Origin of the sequence: Halomonas lysinitropha (assembly GCF_902500215.1) — a bacterium.
Taxonomy (GTDB): Bacteria; Pseudomonadota; Gammaproteobacteria; order Pseudomonadales; family Halomonadaceae; genus Halomonas; species Halomonas lysinitropha.
In genome coordinates this window covers 91,161-106,644 of record NZ_CABVOU010000039.1, presented here as the reverse complement: position 1 = coordinate 106,644, position 15,484 = coordinate 91,161, and the positions used below count along the sequence as shown (strand labels likewise).

Here is a 15,484-nt window from a genome sequence, read left to right as displayed (position 1 = left end):
CGCTGAACGAAAGCGGCGAGGCCTGGGCCTCGCCGCTGTTCGCTTGTAGCATGCCGGGCCCCGAGGCTGGGAGACCCCGTGGGTCAGACCCCGGCGGAGGGGTAAACCGCCGGGGAGGTGCACCGAGGTGCACCATGAGAGGCCTGGCAGTGTGGCCGGGGTCTGACCCGAGGGGGCTGGCCACCGAGCGCTTCCATGAACATGCCGCCGATGTCGCGAAAAATGTCACGATCAGAACTCAACTAGCGGCCTGCTCCCGCACGGCCTCCAGGTCCCACGCCTTGAGCAGTTCCACGGCAGGCGCCTGGGAATCCAGCACCTGCCCGTTGACCTGCATCAGGATGCGGCCACCCATCAGGCTCGAGAATCGGCCGGTGAGGCCCCGGCTTTCCCGGATGAAGGGCGCTCAGTGGATTCAGCCGCCTTCTGTTTGAGCTTGCGGAACTTCTTCGACATGCCGTCGAGCTTGGCCTCCCATTCGGGATCGGGTTGCTGCCCCTCGATGGTCTTGAAATAGGCCTGCATCATGCAGGTAATGGCGAAGGGTTCCAGCAGTGCCACCTTGACGCTCCAGGCGAAGAGCAGCGCCACGATCACCCCGGTGGCGGACCAGCCACCGGGAATCAGGTAGGCCACCAGGGCTGCTGGAGCCAGCATGATCAAAAACACCAGCAACGAGAGACCGTAGACGATCAGCGCCAGCCAGGCAGCGTTCTTGAGCATCGGCTTGGCATTCTGGCCGTATAGCACGAGGGCATCACGGGAGGATGCCCAGGCATTGTCGGAGCGCGTCTTGATGCAGTAGGCCAGGATCACCTCGTCGATGAACCCGACGGCTATCTTCAGGATGGCCTCGAGGAGGCGAATGAACTGCCGCGCGCCGGGAATCGGCAGCAGCCCGAAGACCCCGCGCATGAGGCCGGTGATGGTGCGCAGCACCCCCTTGATCAACTGGTCGATACCGAACAGCAGGCTGGCCTGGCCGAAACGCTCTCGGACCACCGTCTGCGCATGATCGATCTGACCGCGCCCCTCGGGCAGCGTCTGGCCGTCGAGCAGCTCCACCAGTACGGCAATATGCCCCGCCTTGACGACATAGAGCAGATACTCGCGCAATACATACATCACCGCGCCCACGATACCGAACCCGATGGCGCCTCCCCAGAAGGTGCTGGCGGCGCGAAATCCCTCGTCACCCAGGCCACCGATGCCCCAGCCGATGCCGGCCCCCACGCCGCTCATCAGTACGTAGGCCAGCGCCACGCCAAAATAGACGACCAGTCGAAAGAGAATGAAGGGCAGCGTGCGAAGCATGAGCCCCAGTGCCTGTCCGATCCGAAAATCCCACATCATCTGACTTCCTCTTCAGTTACCCGCTTACCGTTACCCATTCTGGGTTCCGGGTGATGCCACCGGATCAGGATCACTGGCTTCCATGCGCAGAAAAGCCTCCAGTTCGGCGCGAATATCCTCGACGATATCGTCCGCATGAGTGATCCGCATGTAGAAGATCGAGAAGTAGATCACCTTCACCGAAGTAGTCATGCGCTCCAGCACCACGCTGAACAGCTTGGCGATCCACACGGCGACAAGAATCGGCAGCGCGGAGATGGGCAGCGTTTCCGGAAGCGGGCCGGCACCGGCCAGAGCGGTACCCGCCAGGGGGTCGCCCAGCAGGAAGGCCGGCAGGCTCTCGCCCACCCAGATGCCCACCACCAGCCCCAATAGCAGCGTCACGGCGAAGACGGGAAACATGATGGTTCCCACGGCACGCGACGCCACATCGATCCCGAACACACCCACCAGCGTCTCCGGCACGCTCTCCCTGAGACGACCCATGCGTGACACGCTTTCGCGGATACCATGGCCGTCAACCACCACCGAGGGCAACAGGTAGTGGTTGACCAGGTCCCAGACCTCACGCAGGCCCTTCAGCAGCAGCGACATCAGGGCGCCGACGGGCCCTGAGCGCAATGTCCAGCTGAGCATGCCGCTGAGCATCATATCCAGCAGGGCGATCTTTCTCGCGCTTCCCTTCAGCGTCTTGATCCTGGCCTTGGCGTCCGCGGCGGAGCGTTGGTGGCCCTGCAGTGCCTCGGTCACCAGCCAGCTCTGTCGCAGCTCCTGGCGTGTGTAATAGAAGTACTTGTAGACGAACATCCCCAGGCTCAACAGCAGCGGCAAGGTGCCGCCATTGTTCCCCCAGATGCTGATCACACTGTAGAAGAACAGGCTGACCATCACCACGGCATAGAGAGACATGCGAATCCAGGGGCGCAGAATACCCGGGTCACGTCCCACGAGGCTGAAGGTATGCTTGAGCAGATAGCCGAGTTGCTCGACGCGTTCCTTGATGCCGGGTTGGCGCAAGGTGCCGGTTGTCATGGCGTGTACTCCCCATGTCCTTGACTGAATGCCTGCCCGACAACATAGCGTCTTGCCCTGACGCCGGCCCCCTTCATTTGAAGGGGGTAGGCGCGCAAGCTGGAGGCTAGGATCAGTAGCCACTGGCATGACCTTGGCGAAGAGACCTCAACATTGTGAACAGCGGGAGAGACATGATGCTGATCAGGCACTGCCTTGTGCTGGCCACGTTGCTGCTTTCGGGACCGGTTCTGGCCCAAGCTGACGCCGCGACGCTTCCGGCTCCCGAGGGAGCGGTCAAGCTGGTCGTCAGCGGACAGATAGCCGCCACCAACCGGGGTGCAGAGGCCCACCTGGATCTGGACCTGCTGGAGCCCCTGCCGGGTCATGAACTGACCACGTCCACCTCAGTGACCGACGGCGTGAACCACTTCGAAGGCTTCCTGATGCGTGATCTGCTGGAGCGGCTCGGCGCCAGCGGGGAGACCGCCATTGCCCTGGCACTGAATGACTACGTCGTCGAGATTCCCTTGCAGGACTTTTACGACTACGACGTCATCCTGGCCACGCATATGGACGGGCAGCGGCTGACCCGTCGCGACAAGGGCCCCTTATGGATCGTCTATCCGCGCGACGACCATGCCGAGCTCCAGGACATTCGCTACGACTACCGCTGGGTTTGGCAACTTCACCGACTCGAGATCGAGTAATGCCCAGGCTGCGTCCCTTCCCCGCCTACCTGGTATCCAGCCTGGCCATCCTGGCGTTTTCCGCCTTCCTGGCCTTTGCGCTCGTTCGTCTGTTCCAGGTCGAGAAGGACATGCGCGACAACGTCGACGAGAACATGCTGTGGGTGGTCACTCAGGCACAGGTCGCCAGTCACCGGCTGGACCAGGCCGTGAGCCGACGCGCAATGGGCCACCGGGGCTCGGACCCCGAACTGCGCCTGGATATCCTCGCCAGTCGCCTGACGCTGATGGACGACGGACCCCAGCGCCGCTACCTCGCTTCTCAAGGGCTGGAGAGCCCGCTGGATGCGGCGCTCGATGATCTCCAGGCCCTGCTGGCAACCGTCGACGACAACGAAGGCGAGTCGCGGTTTCGTCCCGCCACCCTGATGCCACACCTCGATGGCCTCATGGACCGCCTCAATCGCATCGCCAATGCCGTCATGATGGCCGAGTGGGAAAGCACCGGTGCCCGTCTCGATACCTACCGCAGCAGCCTGTTGCAGGTCATCGGTTCCGTCATCGGCATCACCCTGAGCGGCCTCGCCCTGATGCTGCTGCTCATCCATGCCCTTGGCCAGCGCCGCATCGCCCAGCAGGCATTGACGGCACACCGCGATCAGCTGGAGGGAGAGATCGCCAGGCACACCAGCCGCTACAAGGAAACCGCCGATGCCCTGGCCAGCGCCTTGAATCGTGAACGCGGTGTCAGCGAGTTCTACCGCAGCTTCGCGGCCATGGTTTCGCACCAGTTCCGTACCCCGCTGGCAGTGATCGACTCCGGACTGCAGCGCCTGCTGCGCCGCGATCGACACTTCACCGCCGAGCAGCGCAGCGAGCGCTATCAGCGGCTGCGCGAAGCGGTGGAACAAATGACTCGCCTGGTGGAGTCCTCGCTGACTGCGGCGCGACTCGATGGCCAGCAGGTCGAGGCCAACCCGACTCGCCATTCGCTGGTGTCCATCGTCGATCACCTGTGTCGCCTGCAGGAGGAGGCGAAAGGCGTCGCACGGTTGACCACGTCGCATGGCAGCCCCGAGGCCCTGGCCTGGTGTGACCGCGCCCTCACCGAGCAGGTGCTGGCCAACCTGATCTCCAATGCCCTCAAATACTCTCCCGCCGACAAACCCGTTTGCATTACCACGGCGAGGGAAGGCGATGAGGCGGTGTGCCGGGTAGCGGATGGCGGCCCGGGCATTCCCGGCGACGAGCAGGCCCGACTCTTCGAACGCTTCTTTCGTGGCAGCAATGCGGCAGGCAAGGATGGCATCGGCCTGGGGCTGAACATCGCCCGTCACCTGGCACGCATCCAGCAGGGTGACCTGGAAGTGAGCGCCACCCCCGGGGAAGGGTCCGTATTCACCCTGCGGCTGCCCGCCGCCGACCAGGAGGAGAGGCCCGATGCCTCATCTTGAACGCTCCCATCAGCCACCGCTGATCCTCTGCGCCGAGGACCAGGAGGACCTGCGCACCGACATCTGCGAGGAACTCAGGGAAGCCGGCTATGCGGTACTCGAGGCCTCAGACGGCGAGGCGACGCTGCAGCAGATAGAGGCCAGCGCACCGGATCTCATCCTCTGCGATATCAACATGCCCGGCCTCAATGGCTACGACGTACTGAAAGAAGTGCGCGAGCGTCGGCCTTATCTGGCCGACACCCCCTTCATCTTCCTGACCGCGCTCTCGGATCCACGCGACATCGTCGATGGCAAGCGCTGCGGCGCCGATGACTACCTGGTCAAGCCCATCGATTTCGACCTGCTGCTGGCCACGGTGGAGGCCCGCCTGCGCCAGGTCAGGCGCATGCGGGCAAAATCGAACCATGAACTGCAGGAGCTGCGTCAGGCCATGGCCGGCCTGCGACACGAGGCCTCGCGCCAGGCCTTTCGCTCGGCGACGCGGGCGCTGGACCTGGTGGCGCCCGGCATGGTGCTGATCGATGGCCAGGGGCATGTCACCTTCGCCAACCAGCGTGCCCATCGTCTGATCGAGGAAGCGGATGCCTTGCTGCTGAACGATACCCTCTCGGCCAGGGGCAGCGAGTCACGCCCGTTACGCAAGGCCATCGCGGATGCTTCCCAGGCCAGTCAGCGTGGCGAGGAACCCGTCTATTCGCTGCGCCTGCCGCACCGTCCGGGCGATCACGGACTGCTGGTGATGGTATGTGCCATGGGGCTGGGAGCCAGCGCCGAGCAGGATGATACCAGCGTGGTCGTGCTGCTCTCCGCACCCGACCAGCGACCTCCCTTGCCCGAAGGCGTGCTGGCCAGTCTCTTCGGGCTGACGCCGACCGAGACCCGTATCGCCATGGCGCTGCTGGAAGGCTTGCGTACCGAGGAGATCGCCGCGCGGATGGGTATCTCGCCTACCACCGTCGCCTTCCATCTGCGCAACCTCTTCCAGAAGACCGAGACGCATCGTCAGGCCGACCTGATCGCCCTGCTGCTGGCCGGCTCGATGACCGCCTGCCTGGAAGGGCGGTGACGGCAGCGCGCCTATCGGCGGCGCCTCCCTGCGGGTATCATCCTGGCCCTCGTCCATCACCGCGGGAGGCGCCATGCCGATTCTCAACGCCATCGTTCATCGCATCGAGAAGGCCGCCGGGGAGGCGCCGATGAGTCTGGTGCCCGCCACCTCCCCCCTGCCCTCCTCTCCGGCCCTGGACGACCTGCTGGCCGGCTTCAACGATGCCTTCAATGCCAAGCCCAAGGCCTGGGGCCACTTCGCCGAGACGACGCCCGAGGGCGAGGTGAGCTCGCCTTTCGCCAGCGAACTGGCGGGTTACCTCGAGGGCAGCCGCGACTTCGTCGCCTTCTCCCGCGATCTGGCACAGCGCATCGCCACACTGGTCGGCGCCCACCTGTCGCTCTCCGGCGACCTCCTGGTGCTCCACCACGAGGTCGGCGACGCCCGCTTCCTGAGCTTCGCGCTGCTGCACCACCGGGCGGGGTTCGCCATCGACGAGGCGTTGCAGGTGGTATCGGCGCGCCAGCTCAACCTGACCCAGATGAGCCTGGCCGCGCGCCTCAACCTCAACCAGTGGCAAGCCGGCGATTCGAGACAGTACCTCTCCTGGACCCGCGACCGCGGCGGCAAGAAGCTCGCCGAGGGCTTCGCTGCCCTGCTCGGCGCCGAGGAGGGCGTCGACGCCAGCGGCGAGACCCGCACCCTGCTCAAGGCCTTCAGCGACTATGTCGAGCAGGAGGATCTCCCCGAGGAAGCCAGCCGCGAGAAGACCGATGCGCTGATCGACTACGCCAGCGACCAGGCACGCCGCGGCGAACCGATGACCGTGGAAGCGCTCTCGGAAGTACTCGACGAGCAGCAGCCGAAGGCCTTCTATGACCATATCCGCAACGCCGACTACGGCCTCTCCGCAGAGATTCCGCCGGATCGGCGCACACTCAATCAGTTTCGCCGCTTCACCGGGCGCGCCGGTGGGGTTTCGATCAGCTTCGACTCCCACTTGCTCGGCTCGGGCGTGGAGTACGACGAGGACCGGGACCGCCTGATCATCAAGCAGGTGCCCAGGCAGCTGCGCGAACAGCTCAAGCGGCAGAGCTGACTGCCCCAGCAGGGCGCTGCTGCCAGGCGCTGGCAGCGGCGCAAAGGGCCGCAATGGCCGCTGTGTCGTGATCCACGGGCATCCGTTCGGCTATGCTATGGCCCTGACTCACGCCGCCACGAGAGACACATCATGAGCCGCATCCTGATCCTTCAGGGCCACCCCGATGCCACGCTCGCTCACCTGCTGCATGTTCTGGCCGAGCACTACCGCCTAGGCGCGGAGACCGCGGGGCACGAGATTCGCACCGTGCGGATCGCCGACCTGGACTTCCCGCTGCTGCGCAGCCAGCAGGCCTGGCAGGAAGGGCGCATGCCAGCCTCCCTCGAGGAGGCAGCCGACGCCATCCGCTGGTGCGAGCACCTGGTACTGTTCTTCCCGCTGTGGCTCGGTGACATGCCGGCTCTGGTGAAGGGATTTCTCGAGCAGGTGATGCGGCCCCACTTCGCCTTCGAGTACCAGGAAGGTAACCCGCTGGGCCGCAAGGGGCTGAAGGGACGCTCGGCGCGCGTCGTGGTGACCATGGGCATGCCGGCCGCGATCTACCGCCATCTCTATCGCGCCCACAGCGTGAGGTCGCTGGAACGCAATATCCTGGGATTCGTGGGCTTCGCACCGGTACGCGAAACACTGATCGGGTCGGTGGAAACGCTCAACGCGGACGACTGCCGCAAGTGGTTCACCCGCCTGGAGAAGCTGGGTGCCAAGGCCGAATAGCCACTCCCCCTTTCCGGTGCGTGGCTGATACTCACCCTGCAAGCAATCGCCTGTAGCCTTGCGCCCCCACCCTGCCACCAGGATACCGATGGCCTTCACGCCAGGTGCGGTTCGAGCCACTGCCTCAACTGCGGCCCCTGCAGCACTCCTGGCTGGCGGGCGACTTCCCGACCGTTCCTGAAGACGATCAGGGTAGGAATGCTGCGGATGCCGAAACGTGCCGCCAGCGCCTGTTCGGCCTCGGTATCGAGCTTGGCGAAGCGCAGGCGAGGCTCAAGCTCGCGAGCGGACTCGGCGAATATCGGTGCCATCATCTTGCAAGGCCCGCACCAGCTGGCCCAGAAATCCACGACCACCGGTAATTCGCTTCGCTCCACCAGGGCGTGGAAATTGCCGCTGGTGAGTGGTACCGGCTCCCCGGTGAAGAGATGCTGCTTGCACTTGCCGCAGGTCGGGCCATCGTCGAGACGAGCACGACTGACGCGGTTGATGGCGCTGCAATGGGGGCAGCCAAGAATCACGGAATCTGACACGGGACGTCCTTTCAAGGAGGGGTGTAGATCGCAATATGATTCCGACCACCGGCCGCTTCAAGGGGAATTGCGTCAATCACGAACATGCACACACTTCGCCAAGATGAGACACTTGTCGCATCGCTTGCCCCGGCATGCCGAAATGCCGAAAACCGCTTCGCCTCTGTCCTGGACTCGCCAGGGGAACGAACCATATGACGACTGATATCGATATTGCCCATGCCAAGATCCATCGACTCAGTCGACTCTACCTGACCCTCAGCCGCTGTAACCAGGCCGTTCTCGAATCGGCCAGCGAGTCCGATTTGCTGGCCTCGGCCTGTCAGATTGCCGTGGACGCCGGCGAGCTGGCCATGGCCTGGGTGGCGACAATCGATCCGGAGACCGGAACCATCAGGGTAGCTGAACGCTTCGGCCGAGGGGTGGAGTATCTGGAAAGCGTGCAGATTTCACCGGATGCCGAGGACCCCAATGGCCGGGGTCCGACTGGAACGGCCCTTCGCGAGGGGCATCCGGTCTGGTGTGACAACTTCATGCGAGACCCCAGGACAGCACAGTGGCATGCCTTAGGCGAGAGATTCGGCTGGAGCGCCTCCGCCTCCCTGCCACTCACCAGCAACGGCCACGTCGTCGGCGCCCTCAACCTCTACCTGACCCAGCAGAATGCTTTCGACGCGGCGACACGTGAACTGCTGGGCGAGATCGCCGCCGTGATCAGTTTCGGGCTCGGCAGATTCGCCCTGGAGGCGGCTAGACAAGAGGCCGAGGATCGCCTTCGTGACAGCGAGGATAGATACCGCAGCATCGTCGAACACTCCCGGGATGCCATTCTTCTGACGGCCCCCGACGGGCGAATCCTCGCTGCCAATCCGGCCGCTTGCAGAATCTTCGGTTGCACCGAGAGTGACATCCTGCGCCTGGGACGCAATGGCCTGGTCGATACCGCTGACCCGAGGGTAACGGCTGCCGTCGAGGAGCGAAGGCGAACCGGCAGCTTCAGCGGTGAATTGACCATGCGGCGCTACGACGGGGAACGCTTCCCGGCGGAGCTGTCCACCTCGGTCTTCCAGACGCACAGCGGTGAAGTGCGTACCAGCATGCTCATCAGAGACGTCACCGAACGCAAACGCAATGAAGCCCAGCTGGCCTATCTCGCCCAACACGACGCCCTGACCGGCTTGCCGAACCGCCTGCTGCTCACCGATCGACTCAACTTGGCCATCGCTCAGGCAGAGCGTGACGGTACGTCACTGGCGCTGATGTTTCTGGATCTCGATCGCTTCAAGCAGGTGAACGACCTCATGGGGCACGAACTCGGTGACCAGGTGTTACACCAGGCGGCGCAGCGCCTGAAAGCTTGCGTCCGCGCCTCGGATACCCTGAGTCGCCAGGGGGGAGATGAGTTTCTCATCGTCCTGCCGAATATCGGTTCACCCGAAACGGCCGTTCCGGTGGCCAGGAAACTGCTGGACACTCTGATCACGCCCTTCTCTCTCGGCGACAGGGAGATGGTATTGAGCGGCAGCATCGGCATCGCCTGCTACCCCGAGGATGGGACGGATGCCGACTCACTGTTGCGCAATGCCGATGCGGCCATGTACGTGGCCAAGGACCTGGGGCGCAATCGCTACCAGTTCTACTCCCCGGCCATGAACGAGCGAATACGCGAACGCCTGATGCTGGAGATTGACCTGCGTCGTGCCATCGAGCGAGGCCAATTGTTCCTGAACTACCAGCCGCAGTTCGCGTTCACTAACCGGCTCGTCATCGGCCTGGAAGCCCTGGCCCGCTGGCAACACCCGACCCTGGGGCTGATTCCGCCCGATCAGTTCATTCCCATGGCGGAAAACAGCGGGTTGATCGTGCCGATCGGGGCCTGGGTCCTCGAGACCGCCTGCCAACAGCAAGCTGCCTGGATAGCCGAGGGCCTCATCGACGGCCCCATGGCGGTGAATGTCTCCATGCACCAGTTCCGTCAGCCGGATTTTATCGAACGAGTCACCGACGCCTTGTCCAGAAGTGGACTGTCGGCGTGTCATCTCGAACTCGAAGTGACCGAGAGCGTGTTCATGCAAGACCTCGACCGGGTGATGCAGACCCTGGAAGCCTTGCGCTCGCTGGGTGTCAGACTTTCCATCGACGACTTTGGTACCGGCTATTCGAGCCTGAGTCATCTCAAGAAGCTCCCCATCTACCGTCTGAAGATCGATCAATCCTTTATTCAGGGCCTGCCCCTCGACCAGGAAAATGCCGCCATCGCCGGCGCCATCATCAGCATGGGCAAACGCCTGGGATTCGAGGTACTGGCCGAGGGGGTCGAGACCCAGGAGCAGGCCCGCTACCTGCACTCCCTGGAATGCGATGCAGGACAAGGCTATCTCTTCGCCAGGCCGATGGCGGCCCGGGAATGTACCGACTTCCTGCGTGACGGTGCCGGAGCGACTCCCGCGCCCTCCTGATACGAGCCCCGAATGACTCCACGCCCCGATCCACGAATCCTGCTGCGCCTGCTCGGCCTGCTGCGCCCCTATCGCTGGCGGCTGGTGCTGGCGGGCGTCGCCCTGCTGCTGGCGGCGTCCAGCGTACTGGTGCTGGGCCAGGGCCTGCGGCTGGTCATCGACCAGGGCTTCCTGGCGGCGGACCGCGCCAGGCTCAACCAGGCACTGGGGATGCTGCTGGTGGTGGTCAGCGTCCTGGCGATGGCCTCGGCGCTGCGCTACTACCTGGTCACCTGGATCGGTGAGCGCCTGGCCGGGGACCTGCGACGCCGGGTCTTCGACCATCTGCTGGATCTCGAGCCCGGATTCTTCGAGGCCAGCGACGGGGAAGGCGGCGGGGCCGGCGAGATCACCTCGCGCTTGACGGCGGACACCAGCGTGCTGCAGACCCTCTTCGGCTCCTCCCTGTCGCTGGCGGTGCGCAACCTCCTGATGCTGGTGGGGTCGGTGATCCTGATGCTGGTGACCCAGCCCTGGCTCTCGGCCATCGTGCTGCTGGGCATTCCCGCCACGGTGCTGCCCATCCTCTGGTATGGCCGCCGGGTACGCCGACTCTCCCGCTTCAGCCAGGACCGGGTGGCGGAGCTGGGTCGCTATGCCGGCGAGGCCCTGGCGGGGATTCGTACCGTCCAGGCCTTCCATCACGAGGACATCGAGCGCCGGGACTATGGCCGGCGGGTGGAAGAGGCCTTCACCAGTGCCGTGGAGCGCACCCGGCAACGCGCCTGGTTGACCGGCATCGCCATGCTGGTGGTCTTCGCCGCCGTGGGGGTAATGCTCTGGCAGGGTGGCCAGGCGGTCCTCGCCGGCACCATGACCGGCGGCGAGCTCTCGGCCTTCGTCTTCTATGCGGTGCTGGCGGCCGGGGCCGTGGCCACCCTGGCCGAGGTCGCCGGAGACGTCCAGCGGGCTGCCGGCGCCGCCGAGCGTCTGCTTGAGTTGCTGGATACCCGGCCGGCCATTCAAGCGCCGGCTGCCCCGGTGCCCCTGCCCGAGCCGGTGAAGGGCGATATCCGTCTGGAAGGCGTGGACTTCACCTATCCGGGCCGGACCCAAGCCGCCCTGGCAGAACTCGACCTGCATGTCCGCCCCGGCGAGCGGGTGGCGCTGGTAGGCCCCTCCGGAGCCGGCAAGAGCACCCTGCTCGCCCTGCTGCTGCGCTTCCACGACCCGGACCGGGGCACTCTGCGGCTGGACGGCATCGACCTGCGCGACCTGGACCCTCGCGAACTGCGCTCGGCGCTAGGACTGGTAGCCCAGCAGCCCACGCTGTTCACCGGCAGCGCCGCCGAGAACCTGCGTTTTGGCAAACCCGACGCGAGCCTTGAGGAACTCCGAACGGCGGCCCGGGATGCCAACGCCCTGGACTTCCTCGAGGCCCTACCGCTGGGCCTGGATACCCCGCTCGGCCCTGGCGGTGTTCAGCTTTCCGGCGGGCAGCGCCAGCGCCTGGCCATCGCCCGGGCGCTGCTAAAGGAGCCCCGGGTGCTGCTGCTCGATGAGGCGACCAGCGCCCTGGATGCCGAAAGCGAGCAACTGGTGCAGCAGGCCCTCGACCGCCTGATGCAGGGCCGCACCAGCCTGGTGATCGCTCACCGACTGGCCACCGTAGTCGCTGCCGACCGTCTGCTGGTGCTGGACCAGGGCCGTCTGGTGGCCAGCGGTCGCCACGATGAACTGCTCGAATCGAGCCCGCTCTACCGTCATCTTGCCGAGCTGCAGTTCGGGCGCCATCCGGGGGCCGCCACCCGCGGCACTCCCGCTCCGCCCTGACTCGCCCTGTCGACTCAGAACAGCCCCAGCTGACGATCGATCAGGCTTTCGAAGTCGTCGCCGACGAAGGGCAGGATGGCATCGGCCACCGGCTGCAGCTGACGCGTCAGGTAGTGGTCAGTATCGATGGCCGAGCGCAGGGCCTCCAGCGGCTCGGGGCCGGCCACCGTCATCACGTAGCGGATCCAGCCGCCGTTCTGGTACTGGCGCGGCCGGCCCAGGCGATCGTTCTCCGCATCGGCCAGCCGTGCGGCGCGTACATGAGGCGGCACATTGCGCTGATAATCATCCAGACGACGGCGCAGACGCTTGCGATAGACCAGGCGTTCGTCGAACCCCCGCTCCCGGGCACGCCGCAGGAAGGCCTGCACATAGTCGCGGATATAGTCCCGCCAGGGCTCGCCGATGAAGACCCGCCGGTAGAGCGCCTGCTGGAACTCCTTGGCGAGCTCCGTCCAGTCGCTGCGCACCGTCTCCAGCCCCTTGAAGACCAGCTGCTCCTCACCGTTGGCATCACGCACCAGCCCGGCATAGCGCTTCTTGCTGCCCGCTTCGGCGCCGCGGATGGTCGGCATCAGGAAGCGCCGGTAATGGGTCTCGAACTGCAGCTCCAGGGCACTCTCGAGGCCAAATTCCTTGGCCAGGTGTTCGCGCCACCAGGCGTTGACCCGGGCCACCAGCCGGTGGCCGATCGCCCTGGCGTCGGCCTCCCCGTGGGCGCGACCCAGCCAGACGAAGGTGGAATCGGTATCGCCGTAGATCACGGTATAGCCCTCTGCCTCGATCAGCTCGCGGGTGCGGTGCATGATGGCGTGGCCGCGCATGGTGATCGAGGAGGCGAGGCGCGCATCGAAGAAGCGGCAGCCCCTGGAGCCGAGCACCCCGTAGAAGCTGTTCATGATGATCTTCAGCGCCTGGGAGAGCGGCGCATTGCCCGCACGCTTGGCCGCCTCGCGCCCCTCCCATACCCGGGCCACGATGGCCGGCAGGGCGTGACGGCTGCGCGAGAAGCGTGCCCCGCAAAAACCCGGCACGGAGGCGGCGTCAGAGGGCTCGGCGAGCCCCTCGACGAGCCCCGCCGGGTCGATCAGGAAGCTGCGGATGATCGAGGGGTAGAGGCTCTTGAAGTCGAGCACCAGAACCGAGTCATAGAGGCCGGGGCGGGAGTCCATGACGAAACCGCCGGGGCTCTCGGCCGGCTGCCCCTCGCCGAGGTTGGGTGCCACCAGGCCCAGTCGATGCAGCCGGGGCAGATAGAGATGGGTGAAGGCCGCCACCGAGCCGCCACTGCGATCGGCAGGCAAGCCGGTGACGGTAGCCCGCTCGAGCAGGAATTCGAGAAGCTCGGTCCTGGCGAAGATCCGCGTCACCAGTTCGCAGTCCTTGAGGTTGTAGCGGGCCAGGGCCGGCTTGTCCTCGGCAAACATGCGCAGGATATCGTCGAGGCGCTGGTAGGGATTGTCGATCGCCTTGCCCTCGCCGAGCAGGGTTCGAGCGACGTTCTCCAGGCTGAATGAAGGGAAGTGCCAGGTGGCCGAGCGCAGCGCCTCGATGCCATCGATGATCAACCGTCCGGCAGCGGCGGCGAAGAAGTGATTGGGCTTGTGGCCATGGGCCCGCCACTCCAGCTCGGCACCGTTAGTCCCAGCCGCAGCGGCACGCCAAGCGCGCGAGCATGCTCGCGCAGCACGCGCAGGTCGAACTGCACCAGGTTCCAGCCGATGATGGCATCGGGATCGAACTCGGTGAACCAGGCATTGAGACGCTCGAGCAGCTCGCCCCTGGAACCGCAGTAGTCCAGCCGGAAATCGAGCTCGCCCGCCTCGTCCTTGCCGTCGCCCTTGCCACGGTGCGGCCCCAGCATATAGACCTGGCGCGCCCCGCAGCCTTCCAGCGCAATCGAATAGAGCTCTCCCCGGGCGCTGGTCTCGATATCTAGCGAGACCGTGCGCAGCCTCGGGCGATAGTTCGATGCCGGCCTCAGGCGTGCGTCCACCAAGCCGCCCTGCCCGTCCTCCGGCCCGGTCACCGCCACCGGCGCGGTGATGAAACGCTCCATCAGGTAGCGTTCCGGCGGCCGGATATCGGCCTCGTAAAGTACCAGGCCGGCCTCCGCGAAACGGCGCTCGAGGGCACTCAGCTGTCGATACTGTCGGCAATAGAGGCCCAGTACCGGGCGTCGGTGGAAATCGCGCAGCTCGAGCTCACGCAGGGATACGCCAGCTTCGCCGGCCAGCACGGCCTGGGCCCGCTGGCGTTGCTCGGCGGGCAGGAAGGCCACCGAGGGTTGCACCGGCAGGCGAACCTCGAGCGGGCCCTCGTCGGTCGCCAGCCAGAAGGTAACATCAGTGCCCCGGGGCGAGTCCTCCCAGTGCCGCGTCAGGATAAAGCCGTGGCGCGTCGACAAGGACACTATCCGAGGCTCGCCGCCAGGCCGGCAGAGCTGACCCGCATCATGCGTCGCCCACCTCGACTATCAGGTCGGCCATAAACAGCGGCGGATCGAACTCGTCGGGGTATCCGCCTGGGTTGGCGACAACTCGGGTCCCCCTCGCCTCGAGGTCCACCGGCTCGTGGACATGGCCGTGGACCCACAGGTCCATGCGGCCCATCAGCTGCGGCAGATGGGAGGCGAAGGCCGGAGACAGCATATCGCCGCGGTAGCGCAACGGAATACACTCGGCCAGGGGGGCATGGTGGCTGATCACCACCCGCGGGCCGCTTAAGGGCCGAGCCAGTTCCGCCTCCAGCCAGGCCAGCGCCTCGACATGCAGGCGGCGGCTCTCCTCCGGGGTGAACATCGCCCCTTCCGGCTGCTCGATGATCTGGAAATCCGGCATCAGGGTCAGCGCCCTGGCCTCGATCAGCGCCGGGTCATGCTCGGGCTGGCCGGCGTAGAGGGCGAAGTCGGTCCACAGCGTCGTGCCGTGAAAGCGCACGCCGTCGAGGGTCAGCGAACGGTTGTCCAGCAGATGGATACCGAGTCCCTCGGCTTCGGCAGCCAGTTCGCGGCGCAGGGCTGGCATGCAGGTACCGTAGAACTCGTGGTTGCCGGGAACATAGAGAATCGGGGTACCGGCAAAGCGCCGTGCTGCCCAGCCCAGCCCCTGGATGTCGGCGTGAATATCGCCGGCCAGGATCACGGCATCGGCCTTGGCTTCCGGCAAGTCCGGTGGACGATCGACATGTTCCAGGTGCAGGTCCGAGAGTACCCTGAGGCGCATCGTCAGTTCCCTTTCAGCGAGCCATCCACGCCAGTGTGATACAGGCGTCAAGCGAACACTACTGCCCGGTCAGCATCTCGAG

The 15,484-nt window shown here is 65.4% G+C and carries 13 protein-coding genes; 7 read left to right on the top strand and 6 right to left on the bottom strand.

What is annotated here, in order from left to right; all coding sequences use genetic code 11:
- Window positions 1–354: 354 nt before the first annotated feature.
- On the bottom strand, window positions 355–1,353 hold the full coding sequence (locus HALO32_RS12070; RefSeq protein ID WP_225809977.1) for a hypothetical protein: 999 nt from the start codon (window positions 1,351–1,353) through the stop codon (window positions 355–357).
- Between the two features lie 30 nt (window positions 1,354–1,383).
- Entirely contained in the window at window positions 1,384–2,385 is a 1,002-nt protein-coding gene (locus tag HALO32_RS12065) for a hypothetical protein (protein ID WP_151444122.1), read from the bottom strand.
- A gap of 173 nt (window positions 2,386–2,558) precedes the next feature.
- Here HALO32_RS12065 and HALO32_RS12060 point away from each other — a divergent pair, with 173 nt between their 5' ends.
- The 5 genes from HALO32_RS12060 (at window position 2,559) to HALO32_RS12040 (ending at window position 7,374) form a co-directional block, all read left to right on the top strand.
- Window positions 2,559–3,074 (top strand): molybdopterin-dependent oxidoreductase, encoded by a 516-nt coding sequence (locus HALO32_RS12060; RefSeq protein WP_225809975.1) that lies wholly within the window; start codon window positions 2,559–2,561, stop codon window positions 3,072–3,074.
- Window positions 3,074–4,507 carry a sensor histidine kinase gene (locus HALO32_RS12055; RefSeq protein WP_192576494.1) on the top strand — a complete coding sequence of 478 codons (1,434 nt, stop codon included), beginning with the start codon at window positions 3,074–3,076 and terminating at the stop codon, window positions 4,505–4,507. Before HALO32_RS12060 ends, HALO32_RS12055 begins: the two co-directional genes overlap by 1 nt.
- On the top strand, window positions 4,494–5,576 hold the full coding sequence (locus tag HALO32_RS12050) for a response regulator (RefSeq protein WP_151444121.1): 1,083 nt from the start codon (window positions 4,494–4,496) through the stop codon (window positions 5,574–5,576). Before HALO32_RS12055 ends, HALO32_RS12050 begins: the two co-directional genes overlap by 14 nt.
- Window positions 5,577–5,649: 73 nt before the next feature.
- Window positions 5,650–6,657 (top strand): nucleoid-associated protein YejK, encoded by a 1,008-nt coding sequence (gene yejK / locus HALO32_RS12045; RefSeq protein WP_151444120.1) that lies wholly within the window; start codon window positions 5,650–5,652, stop codon window positions 6,655–6,657.
- Window positions 6,658–6,789: 132 nt separating this feature from the next.
- A complete protein-coding gene (locus HALO32_RS12040) occupies window positions 6,790–7,374 on the top strand; it encodes an NAD(P)H-dependent oxidoreductase (RefSeq protein WP_151444119.1) in 585 nt (194 codons plus the stop codon).
- A gap of 95 nt (window positions 7,375–7,469) precedes the next feature.
- On the opposite strand, the gene trxC is transcribed toward HALO32_RS12040, so the two are convergent.
- Window positions 7,470–7,907 carry a thioredoxin TrxC gene (gene trxC / locus HALO32_RS12035; RefSeq protein WP_151444118.1) on the bottom strand — a complete coding sequence of 146 codons (438 nt, stop codon included), beginning with the start codon at window positions 7,905–7,907 and terminating at the stop codon, window positions 7,470–7,472.
- Between the two features lie 194 nt (window positions 7,908–8,101).
- On the opposite strand from trxC, the gene HALO32_RS12030 reads away from it, so the two are divergent.
- Together HALO32_RS12030 and HALO32_RS12025 are read left to right on the top strand one after the other, a co-directional pair.
- Window positions 8,102–10,366, top strand: coding sequence for a bifunctional diguanylate cyclase/phosphodiesterase (locus HALO32_RS12030; protein ID WP_192576493.1), 2,265 nt, complete (start codon window positions 8,102–8,104; stop codon window positions 10,364–10,366).
- Window positions 10,367–10,378: 12 nt separating this feature from the next.
- Window positions 10,379–12,178 (top strand): ABC transporter transmembrane domain-containing protein, encoded by a 1,800-nt coding sequence (locus HALO32_RS12025; protein WP_151444116.1) that lies wholly within the window; start codon window positions 10,379–10,381, stop codon window positions 12,176–12,178.
- A gap of 14 nt (window positions 12,179–12,192) precedes the next feature.
- Here the strand turns inward: HALO32_RS12025 and HALO32_RS12020 are convergent, their stop codons facing one another.
- The 3 genes from HALO32_RS12020 to HALO32_RS12015 are packed head-to-tail and all read right to left on the bottom strand — an operon-like array spanning window position 12,193 to window position 15,402.
- Entirely contained in the window at window positions 12,193–13,806 is a 1,614-nt protein-coding gene (locus HALO32_RS12020) for a DNA polymerase II (protein WP_225810028.1), read from the bottom strand.
- Window positions 13,743–14,585 (bottom strand): hypothetical protein, encoded by an 843-nt coding sequence (locus tag HALO32_RS18130; RefSeq protein WP_225810046.1) that lies wholly within the window; start codon window positions 14,583–14,585, stop codon window positions 13,743–13,745. Before HALO32_RS18130 ends, HALO32_RS12020 begins: the two co-directional genes overlap by 64 nt.
- A gap of 46 nt (window positions 14,586–14,631) precedes the next feature.
- Window positions 14,632–15,402: a metallophosphoesterase gene (locus HALO32_RS12015; protein ID WP_151444115.1), complete on the bottom strand. Its 771-nt coding sequence runs from the start codon at window positions 15,400–15,402 to the stop codon at window positions 14,632–14,634.
- Window positions 15,403–15,484: the final 82 nt, after the last annotated feature.